General features: G+C 68.6%; 22 protein-coding genes. 13 read left to right on the top strand and 9 right to left on the bottom strand.

Going from position 1 to position 19,914, the window contains the following annotated elements; all coding sequences use genetic code 11:
* Positions 1-157 precede the first annotated feature (157 nt).
* The 5 genes from ACSQ19_RS07605 to ACSQ19_RS07585 are packed head-to-tail and all read left to right on the top strand — an operon-like array spanning position 158 to position 5,300.
* Entirely contained in the window at positions 158-832 is a 675-nt protein-coding gene (locus ACSQ19_RS07605) for an ABC transporter ATP-binding protein (protein WP_435995933.1), read from the top strand.
* Positions 819-1,796, top strand: a complete 978-nt coding sequence (locus ACSQ19_RS07600) for an HlyD family secretion protein (RefSeq protein WP_435995931.1) — start codon at positions 819-821, stop codon at positions 1,794-1,796. The genes ACSQ19_RS07605 and ACSQ19_RS07600 overlap by 14 nt, the downstream gene beginning before the upstream one ends.
* On the top strand, positions 1,793-2,764 hold the full coding sequence (locus ACSQ19_RS07595) for an HlyD family secretion protein (RefSeq protein WP_435995929.1): 972 nt from the start codon (positions 1,793-1,795) through the stop codon (positions 2,762-2,764). Before ACSQ19_RS07600 ends, ACSQ19_RS07595 begins: the two co-directional genes overlap by 4 nt.
* Positions 2,761-4,053, top strand: coding sequence for an efflux RND transporter periplasmic adaptor subunit (locus ACSQ19_RS07590; protein ID WP_435995927.1), 1,293 nt, complete (start codon positions 2,761-2,763; stop codon positions 4,051-4,053). The genes ACSQ19_RS07595 and ACSQ19_RS07590 overlap by 4 nt, the downstream gene beginning before the upstream one ends.
* On the top strand, positions 4,050-5,300 hold the full coding sequence (locus ACSQ19_RS07585; RefSeq protein ID WP_435995925.1) for an ABC transporter permease: 1,251 nt from the start codon (positions 4,050-4,052) through the stop codon (positions 5,298-5,300). The genes ACSQ19_RS07590 and ACSQ19_RS07585 overlap by 4 nt, the downstream gene beginning before the upstream one ends.
* A gap of 96 nt (positions 5,301-5,396) precedes the next feature.
* On the opposite strand, the gene ACSQ19_RS07580 is transcribed toward ACSQ19_RS07585, so the two are convergent.
* From ACSQ19_RS07580 to ACSQ19_RS07555, 6 genes are all read right to left on the bottom strand, one after another.
* On the bottom strand, positions 5,397-5,825 hold the full coding sequence (locus ACSQ19_RS07580) for a hypothetical protein (protein ID WP_435995923.1): 429 nt from the start codon (positions 5,823-5,825) through the stop codon (positions 5,397-5,399).
* Between the two features lie 490 nt (positions 5,826-6,315).
* Positions 6,316-6,876, bottom strand: coding sequence for a hypothetical protein (locus ACSQ19_RS07575; RefSeq protein WP_435995921.1), 561 nt, complete (start codon positions 6,874-6,876; stop codon positions 6,316-6,318).
* Positions 6,877-7,010: 134 nt separating this feature from the next.
* Entirely contained in the window at positions 7,011-7,493 is a 483-nt protein-coding gene (locus ACSQ19_RS07570; RefSeq protein WP_435995919.1) for an MgtC/SapB family protein, read from the bottom strand.
* 58 nt (positions 7,494-7,551) lie between these two features.
* A complete protein-coding gene (locus tag ACSQ19_RS07565) occupies positions 7,552-8,451 on the bottom strand; it encodes a hypothetical protein (RefSeq protein WP_435995917.1) in 900 nt (299 codons plus the stop codon).
* Positions 8,366-8,710 carry a hypothetical protein gene (locus ACSQ19_RS07560; RefSeq protein WP_435995915.1) on the bottom strand — a complete coding sequence of 115 codons (345 nt, stop codon included), beginning with the start codon at positions 8,708-8,710 and terminating at the stop codon, positions 8,366-8,368. Before ACSQ19_RS07560 ends, ACSQ19_RS07565 begins: the two co-directional genes overlap by 86 nt.
* A gap of 66 nt (positions 8,711-8,776) precedes the next feature.
* On the bottom strand, positions 8,777-9,694 hold the full coding sequence (locus ACSQ19_RS07555) for an AEC family transporter (protein WP_435995913.1): 918 nt from the start codon (positions 9,692-9,694) through the stop codon (positions 8,777-8,779).
* A 187-nt stretch (positions 9,695-9,881) separates the two neighbouring features.
* Here ACSQ19_RS07555 and ACSQ19_RS07550 point away from each other — a divergent pair, with 187 nt between their 5' ends.
* From ACSQ19_RS07550 to ACSQ19_RS07535, 4 genes are all read left to right on the top strand, one after another.
* Positions 9,882-10,541, top strand: a complete 660-nt coding sequence (locus ACSQ19_RS07550; RefSeq protein ID WP_435995911.1) for an alpha/beta hydrolase — start codon at positions 9,882-9,884, stop codon at positions 10,539-10,541.
* A gap of 20 nt (positions 10,542-10,561) precedes the next feature.
* Complete coding sequence (gene zapE, locus ACSQ19_RS07545) at positions 10,562-11,692, top strand: cell division protein ZapE (protein ID WP_435995909.1); 1,131 nt, start codon at positions 10,562-10,564, stop codon at positions 11,690-11,692.
* Positions 11,693-11,695: 3 nt separating this feature from the next.
* On the top strand, positions 11,696-12,445 hold the full coding sequence (locus ACSQ19_RS07540; protein ID WP_435995907.1) for an SIR2 family NAD-dependent protein deacylase: 750 nt from the start codon (positions 11,696-11,698) through the stop codon (positions 12,443-12,445).
* A 65-nt stretch (positions 12,446-12,510) separates the two neighbouring features.
* Entirely contained in the window at positions 12,511-13,182 is a 672-nt protein-coding gene (locus ACSQ19_RS07535) for a hypothetical protein (RefSeq protein WP_435995905.1), read from the top strand.
* Positions 13,183-13,399: 217 nt separating this feature from the next.
* Here ACSQ19_RS07535 and ACSQ19_RS07530 read toward each other — a convergent pair whose 3' ends face one another.
* From ACSQ19_RS07530 to ompR, 3 genes are read right to left on the bottom strand one after another with little or no spacing between them, the layout of a single operon-like run.
* On the bottom strand, positions 13,400-14,305 hold the full coding sequence (locus ACSQ19_RS07530; protein WP_435995903.1) for an alpha/beta hydrolase: 906 nt from the start codon (positions 14,303-14,305) through the stop codon (positions 13,400-13,402).
* Positions 14,306-14,331: 26 nt separating this feature from the next.
* Positions 14,332-15,597, bottom strand: coding sequence for an ATP-binding protein (locus ACSQ19_RS07525; RefSeq protein ID WP_435995901.1), 1,266 nt, complete (start codon positions 15,595-15,597; stop codon positions 14,332-14,334).
* A complete protein-coding gene (ompR, locus tag ACSQ19_RS07520) occupies positions 15,594-16,313 on the bottom strand; it encodes an osmolarity response regulator transcription factor OmpR (protein WP_435995899.1) in 720 nt (239 codons plus the stop codon). The genes ACSQ19_RS07525 and ompR overlap by 4 nt, the downstream gene beginning before the upstream one ends.
* Positions 16,314-16,506: 193 nt before the next feature.
* On the opposite strand from ompR, the gene ACSQ19_RS07515 reads away from it, so the two are divergent.
* From ACSQ19_RS07515 to hglS, 4 genes are all read left to right on the top strand, one after another.
* Positions 16,507-17,031: a hypothetical protein gene (locus ACSQ19_RS07515; RefSeq protein WP_435995897.1), complete on the top strand. Its 525-nt coding sequence runs from the start codon at positions 16,507-16,509 to the stop codon at positions 17,029-17,031.
* A 103-nt stretch (positions 17,032-17,134) separates the two neighbouring features.
* Positions 17,135-17,428: a hypothetical protein gene (locus ACSQ19_RS07510; RefSeq protein ID WP_435995895.1), complete on the top strand. Its 294-nt coding sequence runs from the start codon at positions 17,135-17,137 to the stop codon at positions 17,426-17,428.
* A 9-nt stretch (positions 17,429-17,437) separates the two neighbouring features.
* A complete protein-coding gene (locus ACSQ19_RS07505; protein ID WP_435995893.1) occupies positions 17,438-18,301 on the top strand; it encodes a sterol desaturase family protein in 864 nt (287 codons plus the stop codon).
* A 74-nt stretch (positions 18,302-18,375) separates the two neighbouring features.
* Positions 18,376-19,740 carry a 2-oxoadipate dioxygenase/decarboxylase HglS gene (gene hglS / locus ACSQ19_RS07500; protein WP_435995891.1) on the top strand — a complete coding sequence of 455 codons (1,365 nt, stop codon included), beginning with the start codon at positions 18,376-18,378 and terminating at the stop codon, positions 19,738-19,740.
* The last annotated feature ends 174 nt before the right edge of the window (positions 19,741-19,914 follow it).

The following is a 19,914-nucleotide window of genomic DNA, read 5'->3' as shown; positions in this document are numbered from 1 at the left end:
GGACCACGCAATCGTGCGCTTGCACCCCCGCGCACGCATCTGGGATGCTCGCCCTTCCACCGGCAGGACACTCGACCGCCGCCCGCGTCCCGACTCCCGGACCGGGAACCTTGGAGGCAAGGAACGGTCGACAGAGACGAAGGAACGAGGGGACACGATGATCGAGTTGCAGGGCGTGCAGCGCCATTACGCCATGAGCGGGCAGACGGTCCGGGCCTTGGCCGGCGTGGACCTGCGCATCGGGCAGGGAGAGTTCGTCGCCATCACCGGTGCGTCGGGGTCCGGCAAGTCCAGCCTGCTCAACATCCTCGGCTGCCTGGACCGGCCCAGCACCGGCACCTACCTGTTCGAAGGCCGCGACGTGGCCACCTTCGACGACGAGGCCAGCAGCGACCTGCGCAACCGGCGCATCGGTTTCGTGTTCCAGAGCTTCCACCTGCTGCCGCGCCTGACCGTGCTGGAGAACGTCATGCTGCCGCTGCGTTTCCACCGGCAGCCGCCGCCCGGCACGCAGGAGCGCGCCCTGTCGCTGCTGGACCGCGTCGGTCTGGCCGAGCGAAGGGACCATCGGCCCAGTGAACTGTCCGGCGGACAGATGCAGCGCGCCGCCATCGCGCGCGCGCTGCTGCTGCAGCCGGCCCTGTTGCTGGCCGACGAACCCACCGGCAACCTGGATTCGAAGAGCGCCGCCGATGTGCTGGCGCTGATCGACGAGGTGCATGCCGGCGGCCAGACCGTGGTGCTGGTGACGCATGACAACGACATCGCCGGGCGCGCACCGCGCCAGGTGAAGCTGCGCGATGGCAAGGTGGAATCCGATGCGCTCCAGTAAGACGTGGCTGACCGCCATGGTCCTCGCCGCGGCCGCACCCGCGCAGGCGGTCGTGCTGACCGGCGAAGTGCGCGCCATCGACGCGCAGCAGATTCTCACCCCGCAGTCCAACAGCGCGCCGGTGGTGATCCGCTACTACGTGCCGGAAGGCGAACGGGTCAAGAAGGGCGACGTTGTGCTGCGCATCGACCCGGGACAGTCCGCCAGCCGCATTCCCGATCTGGAAGCGCAGATCGAGCAAGGCCGCGCCAAGGACGCCAAGGATGTTGCCGAGCTGCAGGTCAAGGCCGTGCAGGCCGAGATGGCGCTGGTGGAGGCCGAGGCCGAACTGGCCAGCGCGAAACTCGACGCCACTATTCCGCCCGACCTGATCTCCGGCCTGGACTACGACCGCCATCAGGGCGAACTGGACCGCACCACCCGCGAAGTCGCACTGAAGCGAAAGGACCTGGAGGCCGCCAACACCGCCGTGCAGCGGCGCATCCAGGACGGGCGCCTGCAAATCGAGAAGCTGGTGCTGCAGCGCGACTACCACGCCGCACTGGTGCGCACCTCGGAAGTCGTCGCCGACCGCGACGGCGTCGTGGTGCACGGGTTCAACAACAACTGGATCGGCGGACGAATCGATGAAGGCTCGTCGACCATGCCCGGCAGCAAGGCCGGCGAAGTGGTCAGAAGCGGCCGCATGAACGTGCGCGCGTGGGCGCTGGAACCCGATCGCCGCGGGCTGGCGGTCGACCAGCCGGTGGAGCTGGCGTTCGATGCCATGCCCGGGCGCAAGGTCGCCGGCCGCATCGCTTTCATCTCCGGCGCGCCCGACCGGCGCCCGGAATGGGGCGAGGGCCGCTACTTCACCATCGACATCACGCTGGACGCACACACGCTGTCGCTGATGCCGGGCATGAGCGTGCGTGTGATCGCGAAGCCGGCCGCAGCGCCGGCGACCAAGGGGAAGGCGCCATGACACTCCGTGTTTCCGTCCTTGCCCTTGCCCTGCTGGCCGGCGCCCCCGTTGTGCACGCCGCCTCCCTGCGTGTCGACGGCGAGGTCTATGCGCAGCGCAGCGTGCAACTGGTGCCACCGGCCGTGGATCGCCTGTGGCAGTTTAACCTGACCCAGCTGGCCCCCGATGGCAGCACGGTGAAGAAAGGCGACATCGTGGTCGCTTTCGACACCAACGAACTGGTGCGCCAGCTCAGCGAGAAGCAGAGCCTTCTGCAGGAAAAGAAGCGCGAGCTGGAGAACCTGACGCTGGACGTGGCCGAGCGCGAACGCAGCCAGCATCTGCTGACGGCGCAGGCCGAGGCCGAACGCGACAAGGCCGCGCGCAAGACGTTGCAGCCACGCGAGCTGATCGCCGCACTGGAATACGACAAGTTGGTCGAGGACCGCCGCCGCACCGAACGCCTGGCCGTGCTGGCACAGCAGGCCGAGCGCGCGGCCACCGAACAGCGGCGACAGGAACTGCGCCTGGTGACCTCGGAACTGCAGCAGGCGCAAGCCGACGTGACGCGCCTGCAGACTTCCATCGGCGCGCTGACGCTGCCCGCCCCGCGCGACGGCGTGATCATGCACAAGAGCAACTGGAACGGCGAGAAGTTCGACGTGGGTTCGCAGGTATGGCGTGGCCAGACCGTGGCCGAGATCCCCGACCCCGCCACGCTCGCGGTGCGGGCCCAGCTGCCCGAGCGCGACCTGCAGCGGGTCAAGGTCGGCGTGCGCGCGCGCATCGTGGTGGAAGGCGGTGGCGGCAGCGCCTACCACGGCAAGGTAGCGGGTATCGGCCGCGCCGTCCGCAGCAAGTCGCAGGTGCAGCCGGTACCCGTGCTCGACCTGGAGATCCGGCTCGACGACACCAAGGCGAAATTGCGCCCCGGCCAGGCGGTGCGCGTGGAGCTGACCGTGCCCGACATCGCCGGAGGTGGGAAATGAGCCGCGGGATGCAGCGTGCGACGCTGCTGGCCATCGTCACCCTGCTCTCGGCCTGCGGCAGCGACGACATGCCGATCGCCACCGAGACCGTCGCGAAAGGTCCGGTGACCCTGCACGTCCGCGGCGAAGGCGAACTGCGTTCATCCAAGCCGACACCCTTGAACGTTCCCGGCAAGAACTGGGCGCAGCGGCAGGTGGTGTGGATGGTGCCGGAGGGCAGCCTGGTGAAGAAGGGCGACGTGCTGGCGCGCTTCGTGTCGCCCGAAGGCGAACAGCAACTGGCGCAGGCGATGATCGACCTGCAGCGCAATGCGCTGGCGCGCGCGGCGAAGGAGAGCGGGCTGGATTCGGCACAAGGGCGCGTGGAAGTCGACCTGTCGCTGGTGGCGGTGCAGCTGGGGATCGCGCAGCGCTATGCCGATGCCGACCTCAGCACGGTCGCCCGCAACCAGGTGCTGGATGCGATCGAGGACAAGGAGTACCTGCAGGTACGGCAGGGCACGCTGCAATGGCAGCGCGACCAGTCCGACGTGCGCGGTGGCGCCGAGCTCGCGGTGCTGGATGCGCAGCGCGCCACCTTCGACATGAACGCCAAGACGCGCCGCGACGACTTGCAGGCGCTGGAGCTGCGGGCGCCGAACGATGGCGTGTTGCTGCTGGCCGCCAACTGGTCGGGCGACAAGCCGATGGTGGGCGCCAACCTGCGCGCAGGCTTCGAGTTCGGCAGCCTGCCGGACACCTCGTCGATGGAGGTGGAAATCGACCTGCCGCAGATCGAAGCGCAGGGCGTGCAGGCGGGTGACGCGGTGGTGCTGCACCCGCTCGGCCGTCCCGACCAGCGCATAGACAGCAAGCTTTCGTGGGTGGCGAGCGCAGCGAAGGTTCGCAACCGCGAGAGCCCGGTGAAGTTCCTGTCGATGCGCGCGCCCATCCCCGCCGACGCCATCGAACGTTACCGGCTGATCCCGGGCCAGCGCTTCGCCGCCTCGGTCGTGCTGCTCGACGCCAAGGACGCGATCGCGGTGCCGAACGTGGCCATCGAACAGCGCGACGACCGCCACTGGGTGCAGGTCAAACAGGGCAACGACTACGTGGCGCGTGAAGTGAAGCTTGGCGTGCGCGGCACGGCCCGATCGCAGGTCCTGTCGGGCCTGAAGGCCGGTGACCAGGTGCGCCTGTCGCAGGTCGACGTGTCCGCACCCGGCGATGGCAAGGACAAAGACAAGGACGCGACGGACGCCGACGGCGATGACGCCGCCGCTGACGACGCGGAAGGAAAGAGCGCATGACCGGCCTGTTCAACCGCCTGCCCACCGTCTGGCGCGAAGCGGTGGAGGAGCTGTGGCGTCGCCGCCTGCGCACGCTGCTGACGCTGCTGGGCATGATCTTCGGTGTGGGTGCGATCGTTGCCATGCAGGCGGTCGGCGAAGGCAGTCGGCGCGAGGCCTTGCGATTGGTCGAAGGCCTGGGCCTGCACAACCTGATCGCCGAAGCCAAGGCACAGGACGAGGACACGCTTAAGGAAACCCGCGAACGCAGCCTGGGGTTGACCGTCGCCGATGCCGAGGCCGCACTGAGCGTGGTGCCCGGTGCGGAGCGCCATGCCGCCGAAAAGCAGGTGCGCACGCACACGGTCTTCAGCGACACGGGACGCAGCGATGCGCAGGCCAGCGGCGTGAGCGCGAACTGGTTCGACCTGTCGTCGCTGAAGATCGCCCAGGGCCGCGCCTTCGATGCCGATGACGAAGCCGCGCTGGCGGCGGTGGCGGTGCTCGGCCACCAGGCGGCCGCCGACCTGTTCCCGAAGGGCGATGCGGTCGGGGGCCTGATCAAGGTCAACCACGTCTGGCTGGAGGTGATCGGCGTGCTCGCCGACCGCGACCTGGGCCAGGACGATTTCGAAGGCGTGCAGCTGGGCTCGGAGAGCAACCGCATCTATGCGCCACTGGCGAGCGTGCGGGCACGTTTCCGCTTCCAGCCGCAGGAGGATGAAGTGGACCGCTTCCTGCTGCGGCTGGACGATCCGCAGCGCCTGGCCGCCGGCGCCGGCGTGCTGTCGGCGGTACTCGACCAGCGCCATGCGGGCATGGCGGACTACCAGTTGATCGTGCCGCAGCAGCTGTTCCAGCAGCACCAGCAGACGCAGCGCATCTTCCAGGTGGTGATGGGCGCGATCGCGGGCGTCAGCCTGCTGGTGGGCGGCATCGGCATCATGAACATCATGCTGGCGAACGTGCTTGAGCGGCGCCGCGAGATCGGCCTGCTGCGAGCACTCGGTGCACGCCGTCGCGATGTGATCGCACAGTTCCTGCGTGAGGCCACGGTCATCTGCATCGCGGGCGCGCTGCTGGGCCTGGTGTTCGGTGGTGTGCTGGCCTACCTGATCGCCACGTTCGCGGGCTGGCAGGTCGCATGGGCGCCGCTGCCGATCCTGTTGTCCGCCGGCTTCTGCGCGGTGGTCGGCCTGGGCTTCGGCGTTTATCCCGCGCGCCAGGCCGCGCAGCTCGATCCTATCGCGGCGTTGCGCCACGACTGAGTCAACGACTTTGCTGAGTCCTCGTGCGGCACCCAGATGTGGGCGCCGCACGTCAAAGGACGTACTAAGCGGCGGTACTTCCGGCGCCTGATCCGCTCACTTGCCGCCGTGCGGCGGCGGAGCTTCCGCCAGCGTGCCCGTGCTGTAGTGGCCGCCGGAAGCGGCGCAGTCGATGTCGCGCGCGGGTTCCCACTTGATGGCGGTGCCGGTCACGACGGGCCTGACGAACCGCCAGGGCCAGAAGCCGAAGCGCTGCGAGCCGTTGTAGTGGATCACCGCATCGGCACCCGCCGCCCTGGCATCGGCGATGACCATGGGAAGGATGTCGTTGACGCTTCCGTAGCTGCCCTTCCCGTACTTCAGCTTCCTTACCGTGACGTATGACAACTCAGCCGGTGGCGTCGCGGTAAAAAGACAGATGCCTCCCTGCTGGCTTTGCGGCTCGGGGGCCGGCGCCGTCTCCTGGGCGCTACAGAGTTGCGACGCGCACACCAGCGCGACACCCGTCATCAGTTTGCCGAACATGTTTGATCTCCCCCTTGTTGGTTTTTGTGGTCTGTTGAAATTGCGCGCTAAGTGTTTCGCGTTTGACGCTGATCAAGCCGACCGGCGAACCGGATTCGGCTTGAGCGAAATGTTAGGCCTCGTCCACAAGGAACTGACAAAACACCAATGATGCGCCACCCTGGAGTGCCTCCCGGTAGTAGCGAACAGTTCCACGAGGCACGTGCTCTAGGCCATTGATCCATGTGTGCGAATCCACGGACCGTACCGACCAACCTTCTGCCTTGATGTAGAACTTGGCAAGCGCCAGCGTGCCCTCATGAAGGCGAGAATTTATCCAACAACTTACGCGTGAAAACGAACTAAGCGGATGCTGATCATCGCCTTTGCGATGCACGGCATTGATCACAAAGAAGTGCAAGCCGTCTTTGGCAAATCGCGATTGTCTTGGCATGAATTCAAGCGCCCGAACTAGGCCACACCGCAAAGCGGCATCGGCTTGAATGAATTGCTAAGCGGCATCCCACTGCCACCCGGCTAATGAGCTTCTAGCATTCGTAATAGCGTCATCTTTAAGAACACCATAGAACACTTGTGTGCGACCAATGCATTTGTTTGCCTTGGCGAGCATGTGCTCAATTCTCACCGCTTCCGTGCGCGCATCCTCGACATTAGTTCCGAAACTGGAATCGAAGCTAGCGAGGTCCAATGGAAACCTGGCATGGGCAACAATTGCATGACGCCACTCCTTCAGCCGAATCCACTCGGCCGAAGGAGCCGCCCTGATCTCTTTAGCGACAGATTTTGCCTCAGCATGACTTAGTCGACTCAATTGCTTTGCAAGCTTTGGCAACGATGCCACCCCGCTCGAATCGTCCCATATCGTTCCAATGCGAACCACGAGAGCGTCCCAAAGGCTGTTGTATACGGTCCCAAACAAGAATTCGTCCTGCTGAAGCCGCGCGTTGTCTCGGTATGCCTCGGCAAGAGAGTCTATTGCGCCAAGGTAAAGAATCACCTGGGCTAGTTGATTCTCTAGCTTCTCCATCATCAAAGCTGCGAACTCGCTCATGCCGCCCAGCGCTTGCTATACCCCATCAAGGGTGTGATGGCAGATGTTCACTTTCCGCCCAGCGCCCGTCAAGGCGCAGGATGTAGCGAGGCGCATGAGTCTCGGTGACGGTCGAGCAACAGCCGCAGCGTCGATCAGCGCGGAGCGTCGTCGTTCGACGAGCCTCGCGACACGCGGCGCTCCATCCACGCCAATACGGAAAGCACGGCCAGCGTCAGCAGCGCAGCCATCAGGGCGAGCCAGCCATGGCCGAAGCCCACCGCTACGCCGATCACCGCCACCATCAGCAGCGAGGCGGCGGTGGTGATGCCGGCGACCACGCGTCCGCGGTGGGCGATCATCGTGCCGGCACCGATGAAGGCGACACCGGCGATCACCGCTTCCACCAGGCGGAACGGGTCGATCTGCACGCGGCCGTCGTGGTCGTGATGCGCCTGCGCCAGCATCATGTCGCCCATGCCGGTCAGCATGGCGGCGGCGCCCGCAACCAGCGTATGCGTGCGGAAACCGGCTGGCCGGTCCTTCATTTCGCGTTCCAGACCGACGACGCCTCCCAGCAGCATCGCGAAGGCGATGCGCGCGATCACCGGCGCCTGGGCTTCCCATCCATCGAACATGGCGAGACCTCCTGTCCCGATGCTTCCACCGCCGTGGTCAACGCGGTGCGAAGGTGGATCAGCGAGCGGCGGGCGAAGGACCTGACAGCAACGCGCGCCATTCCGGGTTGTCCGGCAGCCAACCGGCGGGTGGTTCCGTGGCGATGCCGTTGAACTGCAACTGGTCGCGCATCGCGGCGAGCTCACCCTCGCGGAAGACACGATCCAGATAGTCCACGCGCGTGCGCCGCTCGGTCGCGGGTCGCTGGTATTGGCGCAGCACATTGTCGACGACCCAGGCGAAGCGCCGCAGGCGTTCCTGTGCGGCGCGGCGCTCCTCATCCGTCCCGGCCCACTCGACCAGGCGCGGGAGTGCGATGCTCGGACCCAGCAGTGTCACTTCGTCGGCGGCGAGCAGTGTGTAGATGCGCTTGCACGCGGACAGCGCATCGGCCGGCAGTCGCCCGACCTCCGCCCGGCAGCGCTGGGTGATCGGATAGAGCGCCGGCATCGCGAAAGCTGTATTGAGCGACATCACCATGATGCCGGCCAGGTCCTGTGGTGTGGCCGCGCGCCCCAGGCCGAAGTCGTCGCCCATCGCGGTGGCCAGGGCCGGCTCCAGCGGAGGTGCGGGCGCCTCGCGCAGTGCCGACAGCATCAGCACACCGAGGTCGTTGATCCGGGAGCGGTGGTGCGTTCCCTCTGCGGCCATCCGCCAGTAAGGGTCTGCCGCCACGCTGTCCTTGCGCACCACGGCATCCTGGTACGCCATCAGCAGGAGGTCGGTGTTGCCCGGATCGCCTGCCATCAGGCGCTGCAGCAGGCGGTCGCGATCGCAGGTGGCGCCCGTCACCGCGCAGGCATGCAGCAGGGTCCAGTCCACCAGCGGGTCGTCACCGCGGGTAGCGGTGTAGGCCGCCTGGATCCACGCGCGTGCCTGCGGCCTCGCGAACGATGCCTGCGCTTCGAGGCGCGACATCGGCTTCCGCAGGCCACAGCCAGCCTGCGACCAGCAGGTCACGCGGCGTGCCGCGCGCAGCCACCGTCCGCAGATGGGCCTCCAAATTCGCGCGCCAAGCGTCGTGCCAGGCCTGGTTGACCGCCGCCAGCGGCGGGGCATCGGTCGTGAGCTGCACGGGCGTTGCCGGCGGGGATTGCTGCTGCGCATTCACCGAACCCAGCGCGAACAACGACGCGGTCGCCACCAGCCACGCACCCCTCTTGCCTGCCTTGCGCATTGCCCACTCCTGTCGGAAACGAGCCGGCACCTTCGCGAGAAGCTTCGCGATGCGCCAACCGCGCGGTTACGCCACCAGCTTCCCCACCACCCACGCCCACATCGGCAGCGTCACCAGCGACAGCAGGATGCCGTAGCCGACCAGCGCCGCCGCCAGTCGCGGCGCGAGTTGATGTGAGATGGCGAGCGCGGCGGCGGTGATCATGGTCGGCATGGCGGACTCCAGCACGTTCGCCTGCAGCATCTCGCCGCGCATGCCGAAGGCCAGCGACAGCGGCACCGCCAGCGCCGGCATGACGAGCAGGCGCAACAGCAGGCCGACGGCGAGCGGCTTCAATTCGTCGCGCGGCAGTTTCAGCTGCAGGGTCAGGCCTACCGCCAGCATCACCAGCGGCAGCATGGCGTCGGCCAGTTTCTGCAGTGCCGAGCCGATCCACGCCGGCGGCTGCGCCGGCATCAGCGTCAGGGCGACCAGCAGCGCCCAGACCGGAGGGAACTTCACGATGCGCAGCCCGATCTCGCGCGGGGTAGGCGGCGCGTCGCCGCCGTAACGCGCCAGCACGTACAGCCCGAAGGTGGAGAGCAGCACGAAGGTGCCGAACTGGTCGTACACCACCGCGTACGGCAGCGCGTGTTCGCCCAGCAATGCGCGCACCATCGGGTAGCCGATGAAGCTGCTGTTGCACAGCGCCACGCACAGCAGCAGCACGGCGTGCTCGTCGCGGCGGAATCCGAACGCGCGCGTCGCCAGGGCCACCAGCGCCACGGTGGCGATTGTCAGGATCCACGGCGTGGCCACCACGCCAAGCACGGACACATCGACCTGAAGGCGCGGTACGTAGATCAGTACGGCGGCGGGCAGGCAGACGTACAGCACCACGCGGTTGAGGACGTCGGCGGCATTCGCGGGGAACACGCGCAGGTGCGCGAACACCGTGCCGAGGGCGAGCAGGGCCAGGATCAGGGCGAAGGCATCGAATGCCATGGTGCAGCGGGCGCGACGTGGGGACGGCAGGATCGCACAGCGCTGCGCGGGGCGCTGCGGGACCTTGGTAGCACGCGCGATCCCCCCTCATTCCGTCGGTGTCCGATCGCCGACGGCGGTTCACGCCGGAATGACCGACCGCGGAGAAGCGACATCCCCTTGCACATGCAAGGCTTATCATGGCGGCATGACCAACCCCGCATTCCCCACCACCTCCGGCGCGATCACCCTGGAAGGCCCTGAAGGGCCGCTGGAAGCCCATGTCGACTGGCCCGAGGAGGGCGAGCCCGTTGCGCCCATCACTGCCGTGGTCTGCCACCCGCTGCCCACGGAGGGCGGCACCATGCACAACAAGGTGGTGGTGATGGCCGCGCGCAGCCTGCGCGAACTCGGCGCGGTGTCGGTGCGCTTCAATTTCCGCGGCACCGGCGCTTCGGCCGGATTCTTCGACCATGGCGACGGTGAAAGGGACGACCTGCGCGCGGTGGTGGACTGGGTGCGCGAACAGCGGCCGGGCACGCAGTTGTGGCTGGCCGGTTTCAGCTTCGGCGCGTACGTGTCGCTGCGCGCGACGGACGCGCTGCAGCCGGACGCACTGGTCTTGATCGCGCCGCCCGCCGGCCGGTGGGATTTCGATGCGATCGTGCCGCCGACCTGTCCGTGGTTGGTGATCCAGGGCGAAGAGGACGAGATCGTCGAGCCGCAGGCGGTCTACGACTGGATCGATACCCTGAAGCAGCCACCTGAGCTGATCCGCATGCCGGAAACCAGCCACTTCTTCCACCGCAAGCTGATGGACCTGCGCGGTGCCATCAAGCACGCGATGAAAGGCTACGTGCCGGCGTGACGACGGACAACGCCGGAAACATGGCCGCGGCGCCGTCGCAGGTGTATGCGCGCGGCGCGGCGCAGGGCCAGTGGCAGGACGACCCCGCGCAGCATCCTGCGCTGGCCGAGCTGGACCGCATCCACACCGCGCTGCTCGCCGACGACGGCGCGCCCGGCCTGTTCGGTCGATTGTTCGGCAAGGCGCCGGAGCCGGTGAAGGGCCTGTACTACTGGGGCGAAGTGGGCCGCGGCAAGACCTTCCTGGTCGACCTGTTCTACGACAGCCTGCCGCTGCCGACGTATTCGGTCTCGCAGAACAAGGCGCACGGCGAGGGTGGCGGCAAGTACCGCACGCACTTCCACCGCTTCATGCGCGGCGTGCACGAGCGACTGCGCCTGCATGCCGGCGAAAGCGACCCGTTGGCGAAGATCGTGCGCGAGGTGCGCGGCAAGCTGCGCGTACTGGTGCTGGACGAGTTCTTCGTCACCGACATCGGCGATGCGATGCTGCTGGCGCGGCTGCTGGAGCGCATGTTCGCCGAGGGCATCACGCTGGTGACGACCTCCAATACCGCGCCGCAGAATCTTTACAAGGACGGCCTGCAGCGCGCGGGCTTCCTGCCGGCCATCGAGCTGCTGCAACAGCACTGCGTGGTGCTGCGCTCCGACGGGCAGGAGGACTACCGCCTGCGCGCGCTGACGCGGTCACCGGTCTACCGCACGCCGCTGGATGCCACCGCCGACGACTGGCTGGCGATGCGCTGGCGCGAACTCAGCGGCGGCGAGGCGGCGCACGGCGGCAACATCGAGATCGATAGTCGCAAGATCCCGGTGCGCGGCCAGGGCAAGAGCATCGCGTGGTTCGATTTCGCCTCGCTGTGCGAGGGTCCGCGCGGCACGACCGACTACATCGAGGTCTCGCACGAGTTCAACACCGTGCTGCTGGGCGGCATCCCGCGCTTCGATGCGCTGAACGAGGATGCCGCGCGCCGCTTCGTGAACCTGATCGACGAGCTGTACGACCGCCACGTCAACCTGGTCTGCACCGCCGCGGAAGCGCCCACGGCGTTGTACTCCGGCACCCGCCTGCAGGGCGCGTTCGAGCGCACCGCCTCGCGCCTGATCGAGATGCAGAGCGCCGAATACCTGGCCACGCCGCACAAGGCCTGAGCCATGGACGCCGTGCCGACCGCGATCGCCTCCACGCTGCAGAGGACGATCAACGTGGGTGGCCGGCTCTGCGTGCTGACCGGCGCGGGCATGTCGGCCGAGAGCGGCATCCCCACCTTCCGCGGCACGCACGACAGCCTGTGGTCGCGCTTCGACCCGATGCGGCTGGCGACGGCCGAGGCCTGGCGCGAGGACCCCGCACTGGTCTGGGGCTGGTACCGCTGGCGCATGCAGGCGGTGCGCGATGCGCAGCCGAATGCCGGCCACCGCGCCCTCGCGGCGCTGGCGCAGCGCATGCCGCTGTCGCTGGTCACCCAGAACGTCGATGACCTGCACGAGCGCGCCGGCAGTGCCGTCGAGGCGCACGTGCACGGCAGCCTGTTCGCCTTGCGCTGCTTCGCCTGCGGCCACGCGCACACGATGCTCGACGACTACGTGGACGGCATGCAGCGGGTCGAGCCGATGCGCTGCACGGCGTGCGGCGACCGCATTCGTCCGGGCGTGGTGTGGTTCGGCGAAGCCTTGCCGGACGACGCGTGGGCATCTGCGGTGGACGCCGCCGAGCGTTGCACGTTGATGCTGGTGATAGGGACGTCGGGCCTGGTGTATCCCGCGGCCGGCCTGCCCGCACTGGCGCGACGCCACGGCGCGACCGTGGTGGAGATCAATCCGGAACCGACGGCGCTGTCCAAGGAGGTGGACCTCGTCTGGCGGGCGACCGCAGCGCAGGCCTTGCCATTGCTGGTCGGCTGAATCGCAGGCGCCGGCTTCACGCACGGCTTGCCAGACTCGGCGCACCGCTTGCGCAGGAGAGCGCCATGAAACCCATCGTCCGCATTCCCTTGTTTGCTGCCATCGCCGCCACGCTCCTCGTCGGCTGCGACCGCGCGCCGCAGCAGGAAGAGGTCGAGGCGGCGACACAAACTGCGGCCGAGATCGCCGATCCGGCACCGCCCGTGATCGGACGCGAAGCGCCACAGTTCCAGTTCTCCGACGACGACATCGGCATCGCGCTTGCGCCCACGCCAGGCTTCGCGCTGCGCCGCGAATTCACCCGCGACTATCTGTCCAACGGCGACTGGAAGACCTTCGCCGCCCCCGACGTGCGCGGCGAACCGCTGGTCGCGCTGGTGCTGGACGGATCGGACAAGATCACCGCCGCCGAATTGCGCATCGGCACCAGCACCGACAGCCACGCCCTCGTCACCTGCCTGGACCCGCCGGAAGGCGCGACCACCGAACCGCCCGATGAGGTACGCATCGACGGCCAGGCATTCCGTCACTTCCGTGCCAGCGACGCTGCGATGAGCCACTATCAGTCGGTGGACGCCTACCGCTCGGTACGCAACGGGCGTTGCCTCGCCATCGACCTGCTGATCGCCGGCACGCGTCCGGAGGTCTACGACCCGCCGGCGACGCCACCCTTCGACGAAGCGAACGCGCGTGCGCGGTTGCAGGAGGCGTTGGCTGCCGTGCGGATCATTCGCTGACGCATTGCTCACCCCCTTCTCCCCGCGTGTGCGGGGAGAAGGTGCCCGGAGGGCGAATGAGGGGCGCTGTTGGCGCAGATGCTTCCGCCAAGTAGCAGGCGCTGTTGATCGAACGCGGAATGATCTGGAGAGCTATCGGATTGCGGCTCCGTTCGCCCCTCACCCGCCTGCGGCACCCTCTCCCCGTTTCACGGGGCGAGGGAAACGTCGGTCAGCACTATTGCAACTGCTCCCGCACGAACGCATCCACCGCCTCGGTGTAATCGGAGGATGCGCCGAGCAGTCGATTCACCTCGCCATGCGAGAGATCCTCCGGCAGCACCTCCATCGCCACGCCCAGCGCCTTCCCCTTCTCCGCCATCGCGCGCCCCTGCGGGCATGCGTCCTGCCGCCGCGACGAGCAGACGAACAGCATCGGCACCGCGTCGCGCGTGAGCTGGTGGTAAGGCGAGGCGGCGATCCAGTCGGCCGGATTTCGGCCGAACGCTGCATCATAGATGCGCGGCAGTGGGGGCTTCTTCATCGTCAGCGGCACGTCGAGCGCGCCGCTGTCGAGCGAGACCACACCGCGCGGACGGGCGGCCCCCGCGTCGCGCCACAGCGTGGACGACGCACCCACCAGTGCGGCGAGGTGCGCGCCGGCCGAGTGGCCCATCAGCATCACGTTCGCCGGATCGGCGTTCCATGACGGCGCGCGCTTCTGCACGTCGGCCAGCGCGCGCGCGACGTCGCGGGCCTGGTCGATCGGCGCGGTGTCCGGTCGCATGCGGTAGTTGATCGAGACCAGCACATAGCCTTTCGGCAACCAGTACGCCGCCTTGTTCTCGACCACGCCCGGGTTGTCCTTGTTGCCGTTGGCCCAGCCGCCGCCGTGGACGAACAGGATCACCGGCGCGCGTTGCGGTTGCGCGGGAAGATAGACGTCGTAGCGTTGGCGCGGATCGTTGCCGTAGGACACATCGCGGACGGCGCGTGCGCCGGCCGGCAGCGTCGGCACACGCGCTGCGGGCTGGCGCGACGCATCGCGCATCTCCTGCAGGCGCTCACGGAAGGTCTGCGCGGCCAGCGGCAGCACGGCGAACAAGGCACAGGCCAGCAGGCCGGTACGGAACAGCGTCTTCATCGCATCACCTCGTGGGGACGTCCGGTTCAACCCGCGCGCAGCACCAGCTGGGCGCGCAGGCCGTGGGGGGTATTCGGCAGCAGGCGCAGTTCGCCGCCGTGCTGGCGCGCCACGCGGTCGACGATCGGCAGGCCCAGGCCGCTGCCGCCGCCCGCCTGGTCGTGGACGAAAGGCTGGCGCGCGCTCTCGGCCGCTTCGGCGGAGAGGCCGGGGCCGCCATCGGCCACCTCGACCACCCAGGCCGGTCCTTCTGCCCACAGCTGCAGCGACAACGGCAACGCGCCATGCCGCTCGGCGTTGACCAGCAGGTTCTCGACCGCGCGCAGCAGCGCCATCGGCTTGCCGGGCAGCAGGGCGTGCTCGGGCAGGTCGACGCGCCATGCTTTCGACGCCGCGGCAACCGCATGCCGACAGATCGCGGCGAGGTCGACGGTCTCGCTGCCCTCGTCGCGGCCATCGCGCGCGAACGCGATGAACTGGCCGAGGATGGCGTCCATCTCGGCGATGTCGCGATGCATGCTGCGGGTCAGTTCCGGATCGGTGTCCGGCACCATCTCCAGGGCGAACTGCAGGCGCGTCAGCGGCGTGCGCAGGTCGTGCGAGATGCCGGCCAGCAGCAGTGCGCGCTCTTCCGCCGCCGCGCGCACGTCGCGGCTGGCGTCACCCAGCGCCTGCGCCAGGTCCGCGACCTCGCGCGGGCCTCGTGCATGCACCGGCGGCGGTGCATCGCCCCGCACGATGGCCGGCGCGGCCGCGGCGAGCTGGCGTAGCGGTTGTACGAGCCGACGGGCGAAGTACGCCGCGGCCAGCCAGACCAGCACCACGCAGCCCACCAGCATCAGCACCGAGAAGCGGCGCATGCCGGTACCGGGGCGGTCGTACGCGAACGACACCCACAGCGGTTCGCGCGTGGCGGGTTTCAGCCAGATGACGCGCAAGCCGCGGCCGGCGTCCATCCGCAGTTCGCGACCGTCGCCCAGCGTGCCGACGGCCTGCTCGCGCAGTTCGCGCAGCAAGGGGGCGAAGCGCGGCCGGGCATCGGCGGGCGGCGTGCTGCGCACCTCCAGCCCGGCCGCCCGCAGCTGCGCGACCGTGCGCGCATGCGGCTGGTGTTGGTCGAGTGCTTCGACCACCTCGGCGAAGCCCTGCATCGCGCGCAGCAACTGGTCGGCGGCAGGCCGCGTGGCGAGCTCGCGGCCGAGCAGGACCGCCAGCACGCCCGCACCGATCAGCACCAGGGTGATCACCAGCGCCAGTTGGCCGAACACACTGCGGGGCAATGGCGACCTCATGGCGTGGCCTCCGGCGGCACGAACACATAGCCCACGCCCCACACCGTCTGGATCAGGCGCGGCTGGCGCGGATCGTCTTCCAGCAGGCGGCGCAGGCGCGCGATGGTCACGTCCATGCTGCGTTCGAACGCCTCGTGCTCGCGGCCGCGCGCCAGGCTCATCAGGCGGTCGCGGCTGAGCGGCTGGCGCGGATGCCGAAGCAGCACCGACAACACCGCGAACTCGCCGCTGGTCAGGCGCAACAGCACACCGTCGCGGGTGAGTTCGCGCCGGCCCAGGTCGAGCGTGAAAGGCCCGAACACCACCTCGCCGCCGTCGGCCTGCGGTGCACCGGGCACCGGACGCGTACGTCGCAGCACCGAACGTATGCGCGCCAGCAACTCGCGCGGGTTCACCGGCTTGGGCACGTAGTCGTCGGCGCCGATTTCGAGCCCGACGATGCGATCGATCTCATCGCCCTTCGCCGTCAGCATCACGATCGGCGTCGCGTCGCCCTGGCCGCGCAGGCGGCGGCACAGCTCCAGGCCGTTCTCGCCGGGCAGCATCAGGTCGAGCACGATCAGGTCGAAGTGGCCGCGGTCCAGCGCCTGCCGCATCTGCGCGCCGTCGCCGGCGCCGCGCACGTCGAAGCCCTGCGATTGCAGGTAGCGCTGCAGCAGCTCGCGCAAGCGCACGTCGTCGTCGACCAACAGCACACGGGGCAGGGCGTCTTCCATGGAGCCACTATCGCCCGCCGCCGCGACGCCCGGCAAACCCCGCCCACGGCCTGTTTGTAAGCAGATGTTTCGAGCGCGGCCGGCAGACACATCTGCTGTCAACCGCGACACACCTGCCCGCGTTGCCCGCCCTACCGTGGCCCTGCCGCTGCTTACCCGTGCGGCCATCCCGCACCCCAATGAGGATTCCGCCATGAGCAAGACCCCGCTCCTGATCGCCGCCACCTTCGCCCTGTGCGCCAGCACCCTGTTCGCCGACCATGCCGAAGCCCGCGAGCGCAGCCGTGCCGTGCAGCGCACCGCACAAGGCGGCAATGTCGCAGTCGAGCGCAGCAATGCGCGCTTCGACAGCCAGCGCCAGCGCAGCTGGCAGGCCGACGGCCAGGGCAATGCCACTGCCGCACGCAGCGGCGCCATCAGCGGTGCCAACGGCGGTAGTGCCGGCTACGACCGCAGCGCCTACCGCAATGCCGATGGGAGTGCCGGCCGCCAGGGCAGCGCCTACGCGAACGGACCCAACGGCGGCACCGCCAGCACCACCGGCGGCATCAGCCGCGATGCGGACGGCAACGTGACCGGCGCACGCGACACCACCGCCACCGGCGCGAACGGCAACAGCTACACCGGCAGCACCACGGTGTCCGGCGGCACCGTGTCGCACACCGGCACCTGCACCAACGCCAGCGGCGAGACCATCGCCTGCCCGCGCGGCCACTGACGACCACACCTTTCTGCAGGCGCGACGGCAGGCATCCCCTATGCCGCATGGACGCCCTCCCACCCGTCGCGCCTGCACCTTCCTTCACGTCCTGGAGAACGCCATGTCCCGATCCATCCTGCTTCCCTTCGCCACCGCCCTGTCGATGTTCTCGCTGGTGGCGCCGGCCCACGCGCAGCAGCGCACCCTGACCGACGAACAGAAAGCCACGCTGCAGGAACGCCTCAAAGCCGCCGATGCCAACGGCGACGGCCTGATCGACAAGGCCGAGGCCGACGCCAAGCTGCCGCGCATCGCCAAGCGCTTCGATACCCTGGATGCGAACGGCGACGGCAAGCTTTCGCCCGACGAAATGCGCGCAGCGGGCGAGAAGCTCGCCGAACGGCGCGGGCGGTAGGGCCGCGCCATGGACCGCATGCGCGTCTTCGTCGGACTGCCGCTACTGGTGTTCGCGCTGATCGCGGCGATGGAAGCCGCGTGGCTCGCGCGGCGAGGTGTGCGCTACGACTGGAAGGGATATTGGGCGTCCTTCGGCGATGCCGTGGGCCGCGCCCTGACGGGCTTGGTGGTCCAGGGCGGCATCGTCGGCGTGCTGCTGTTCGCGATCTGGGAGTTCCGCGTGACCACGATCGCGATGGACCAGGCGTGGCACTGGATCGCGCTCTTCCTCGGCCAGGAGCTCTGCTACTACGCGATGCACCGTGCCGACCACCGCGTGCGATGGTTCTGGCTGAACCATTCGGTGCACCACTCGGCCGAGCAGTACAACCTGTCCACCGCCTACCGCCTCGGCTGGACCGGCAAGCTCACCGGCGCGGCGGTGTTCTTCGGCCCCCTGGTCTGGCTGGGCTTTCCGGTGCCGTACGTGGTCGGCGCGCTGGCACTGAACCTGCTGTACCAATACTGGCTGCACACCGAGTTGGTGCCGCGCCTGCCGCGCGCCATCGAGTTCGTCTTCAACACGCCGTCGCACCATCGCGTGCACCACGCCAGCAATCCGGAATACCTGGACTGCAACTACGGCGGCGTGCTGATCGTGTTCGACCGGTTGTTCGGCACCTGTCGCGAGGAACGTCCCGGCGTGCCGATCCGCTACGGCCTGGTGGAGCCGGTACACAGCTACAACCCGGTGAAGATCGCGTTCCATGCCTGGGTGAAGCTGGCCCGCGACCTGCGCCGTACGCGTGGCATCAGGCAGGTCGCCATGACGCTGTTCGGCCCGCCCGGATACCTCCCGGGAAGCGGGAAAAAGGTTCGCCAGGGGCACTGAGAGTGGCCCGGGCGGGCGCGGGCGGCGACAATACGCGCCCCCGGCGGCCCCACGCCGCCCGCACGCAGAATCCCATGACCGCCTTCGTTTCGCCCGACCGCATCCGCGGCCTGTTCGCCCAGGCCATGTCCGACATGTACCGCGCCGAGGTGCCGCTGTACGGCGACCTGATCACGCTGGTCGGCGACATCAATGCCGACACGCTGCAACGCGATCCTGCGCTGGCCGAGCGGCTGCAGCGCACGGGCGAGACCGGACGCCTGGACCTGGAGCGCCACGGCGCGATCCGCGTCGGGACGCCGGCCGAGCTGGCGATGCTCGGGCGCGTGTTCGCGCTGATGGGCATGCACCCGGTGGGTTACTACGACCTCACCGTGGCCGGCGTGCCGGTGCACGCGACCGCGTTCCGTCCGCTGACGGAAGAGGCGCTGGCCGCCAACCCGTTCCGCATCTTCACCTCGCTGCTGCGGCTGGAGCTGATCGCGGACGCCGCGCTGCGCGCCGAGGCCGAAGCGATCCTGGCCCGCCGCGACATCTTCACCGCCGACGCGCGCGCGCTGGTCGCGCAAGCCGAACGGGACGGCGGACTGGACGACAACGATGCGCAGCGCTTCGTCGCCGAAGTGCTGGAAACCTTCCGCTGGCATGGCGATGCGACCGTCTCGCTGGAGACCTACCGCGCGCTGCACGGCCTGCACCGCCTGGTGGCCGACGTGGTCAGCTTCCGCGGCCCGCACATCAACCACCTCACCCCGCGCACGCTGGACATCGACGCCGCGCAGGCCGCGATGCTGGGACGCGGCATCCAGGCCAAGGCGCTGATCGAGGGTCCGCCACGCCGCGCCGTGCCGATCCTGCTGCGCCAGACCAGCTTCAAGGCACTGGAAGAGGAAGTCGCCTTCCCCGACGCCACCGGCACGCTCGTGCCCGGCAGCCACAGCGCGCGCTTCGGCGAGATCGAGCAGCGCGGCCTGGCGCTGACACCGGCCGGCCGCGAGTTGTACGACCGCCTGCTCGCACAGGTGCGCCAGGCGGGCGGCGCCGGCAACACGTCGGCCGACTATCCGCAGCGGCTGGCGGCGGCTTTCGCGGCGTTCCCGGATGACGAGACCACGCTGCGCCGCGAAGGCCTGGGCTACTTCCGCTACCGCCTGACCGACCGGGGCGCCGCGCTGCCGGCATCCGAGCGCGCAGCGATATCGCCCGATGCGCTGGTCGATGCCGGTCATGCCGTCGTCGATCCGATCATCTACGAGGACTTCCTGCCGGTCAGCGCGGCAGGCATCTTCCAGTCCAACCTCGGCGGCGGAGAACAACGCGCGTACGACGCGCATGCCAACCAGGACGCGTTCGAAACCGCACTCGGCGCGAAGATCCACGACCCGTTCGCCCTGTACGCGCAGGCGCAGGACGCGTCGGTCGCGGCGCTGCGGGTCTGACGCTCTTTCCCCTCTCCCTGCGCCAGCGGGGAGAGGGTGCCGAAGGCGGGTGAGGGGCGAACGAAGTCCGGACGCCCAATGCGTCGGATTGGAACGGCATTCTTGATACCAAAACGTTCCACCCAAGCATCGTCACCGCGCCTGCCCCTCATCGGGTTAGGCACGAAGGGGGTC

It is taken from the genome of Pseudoxanthomonas sp. LjRoot127, from assembly GCF_964253495.1.
Taxonomy (GTDB): Bacteria; Pseudomonadota; Gammaproteobacteria; order Xanthomonadales; family Xanthomonadaceae; genus Pseudoxanthomonas_A.
This window is presented reverse-complemented; position numbering and strand designations above follow the sequence as displayed.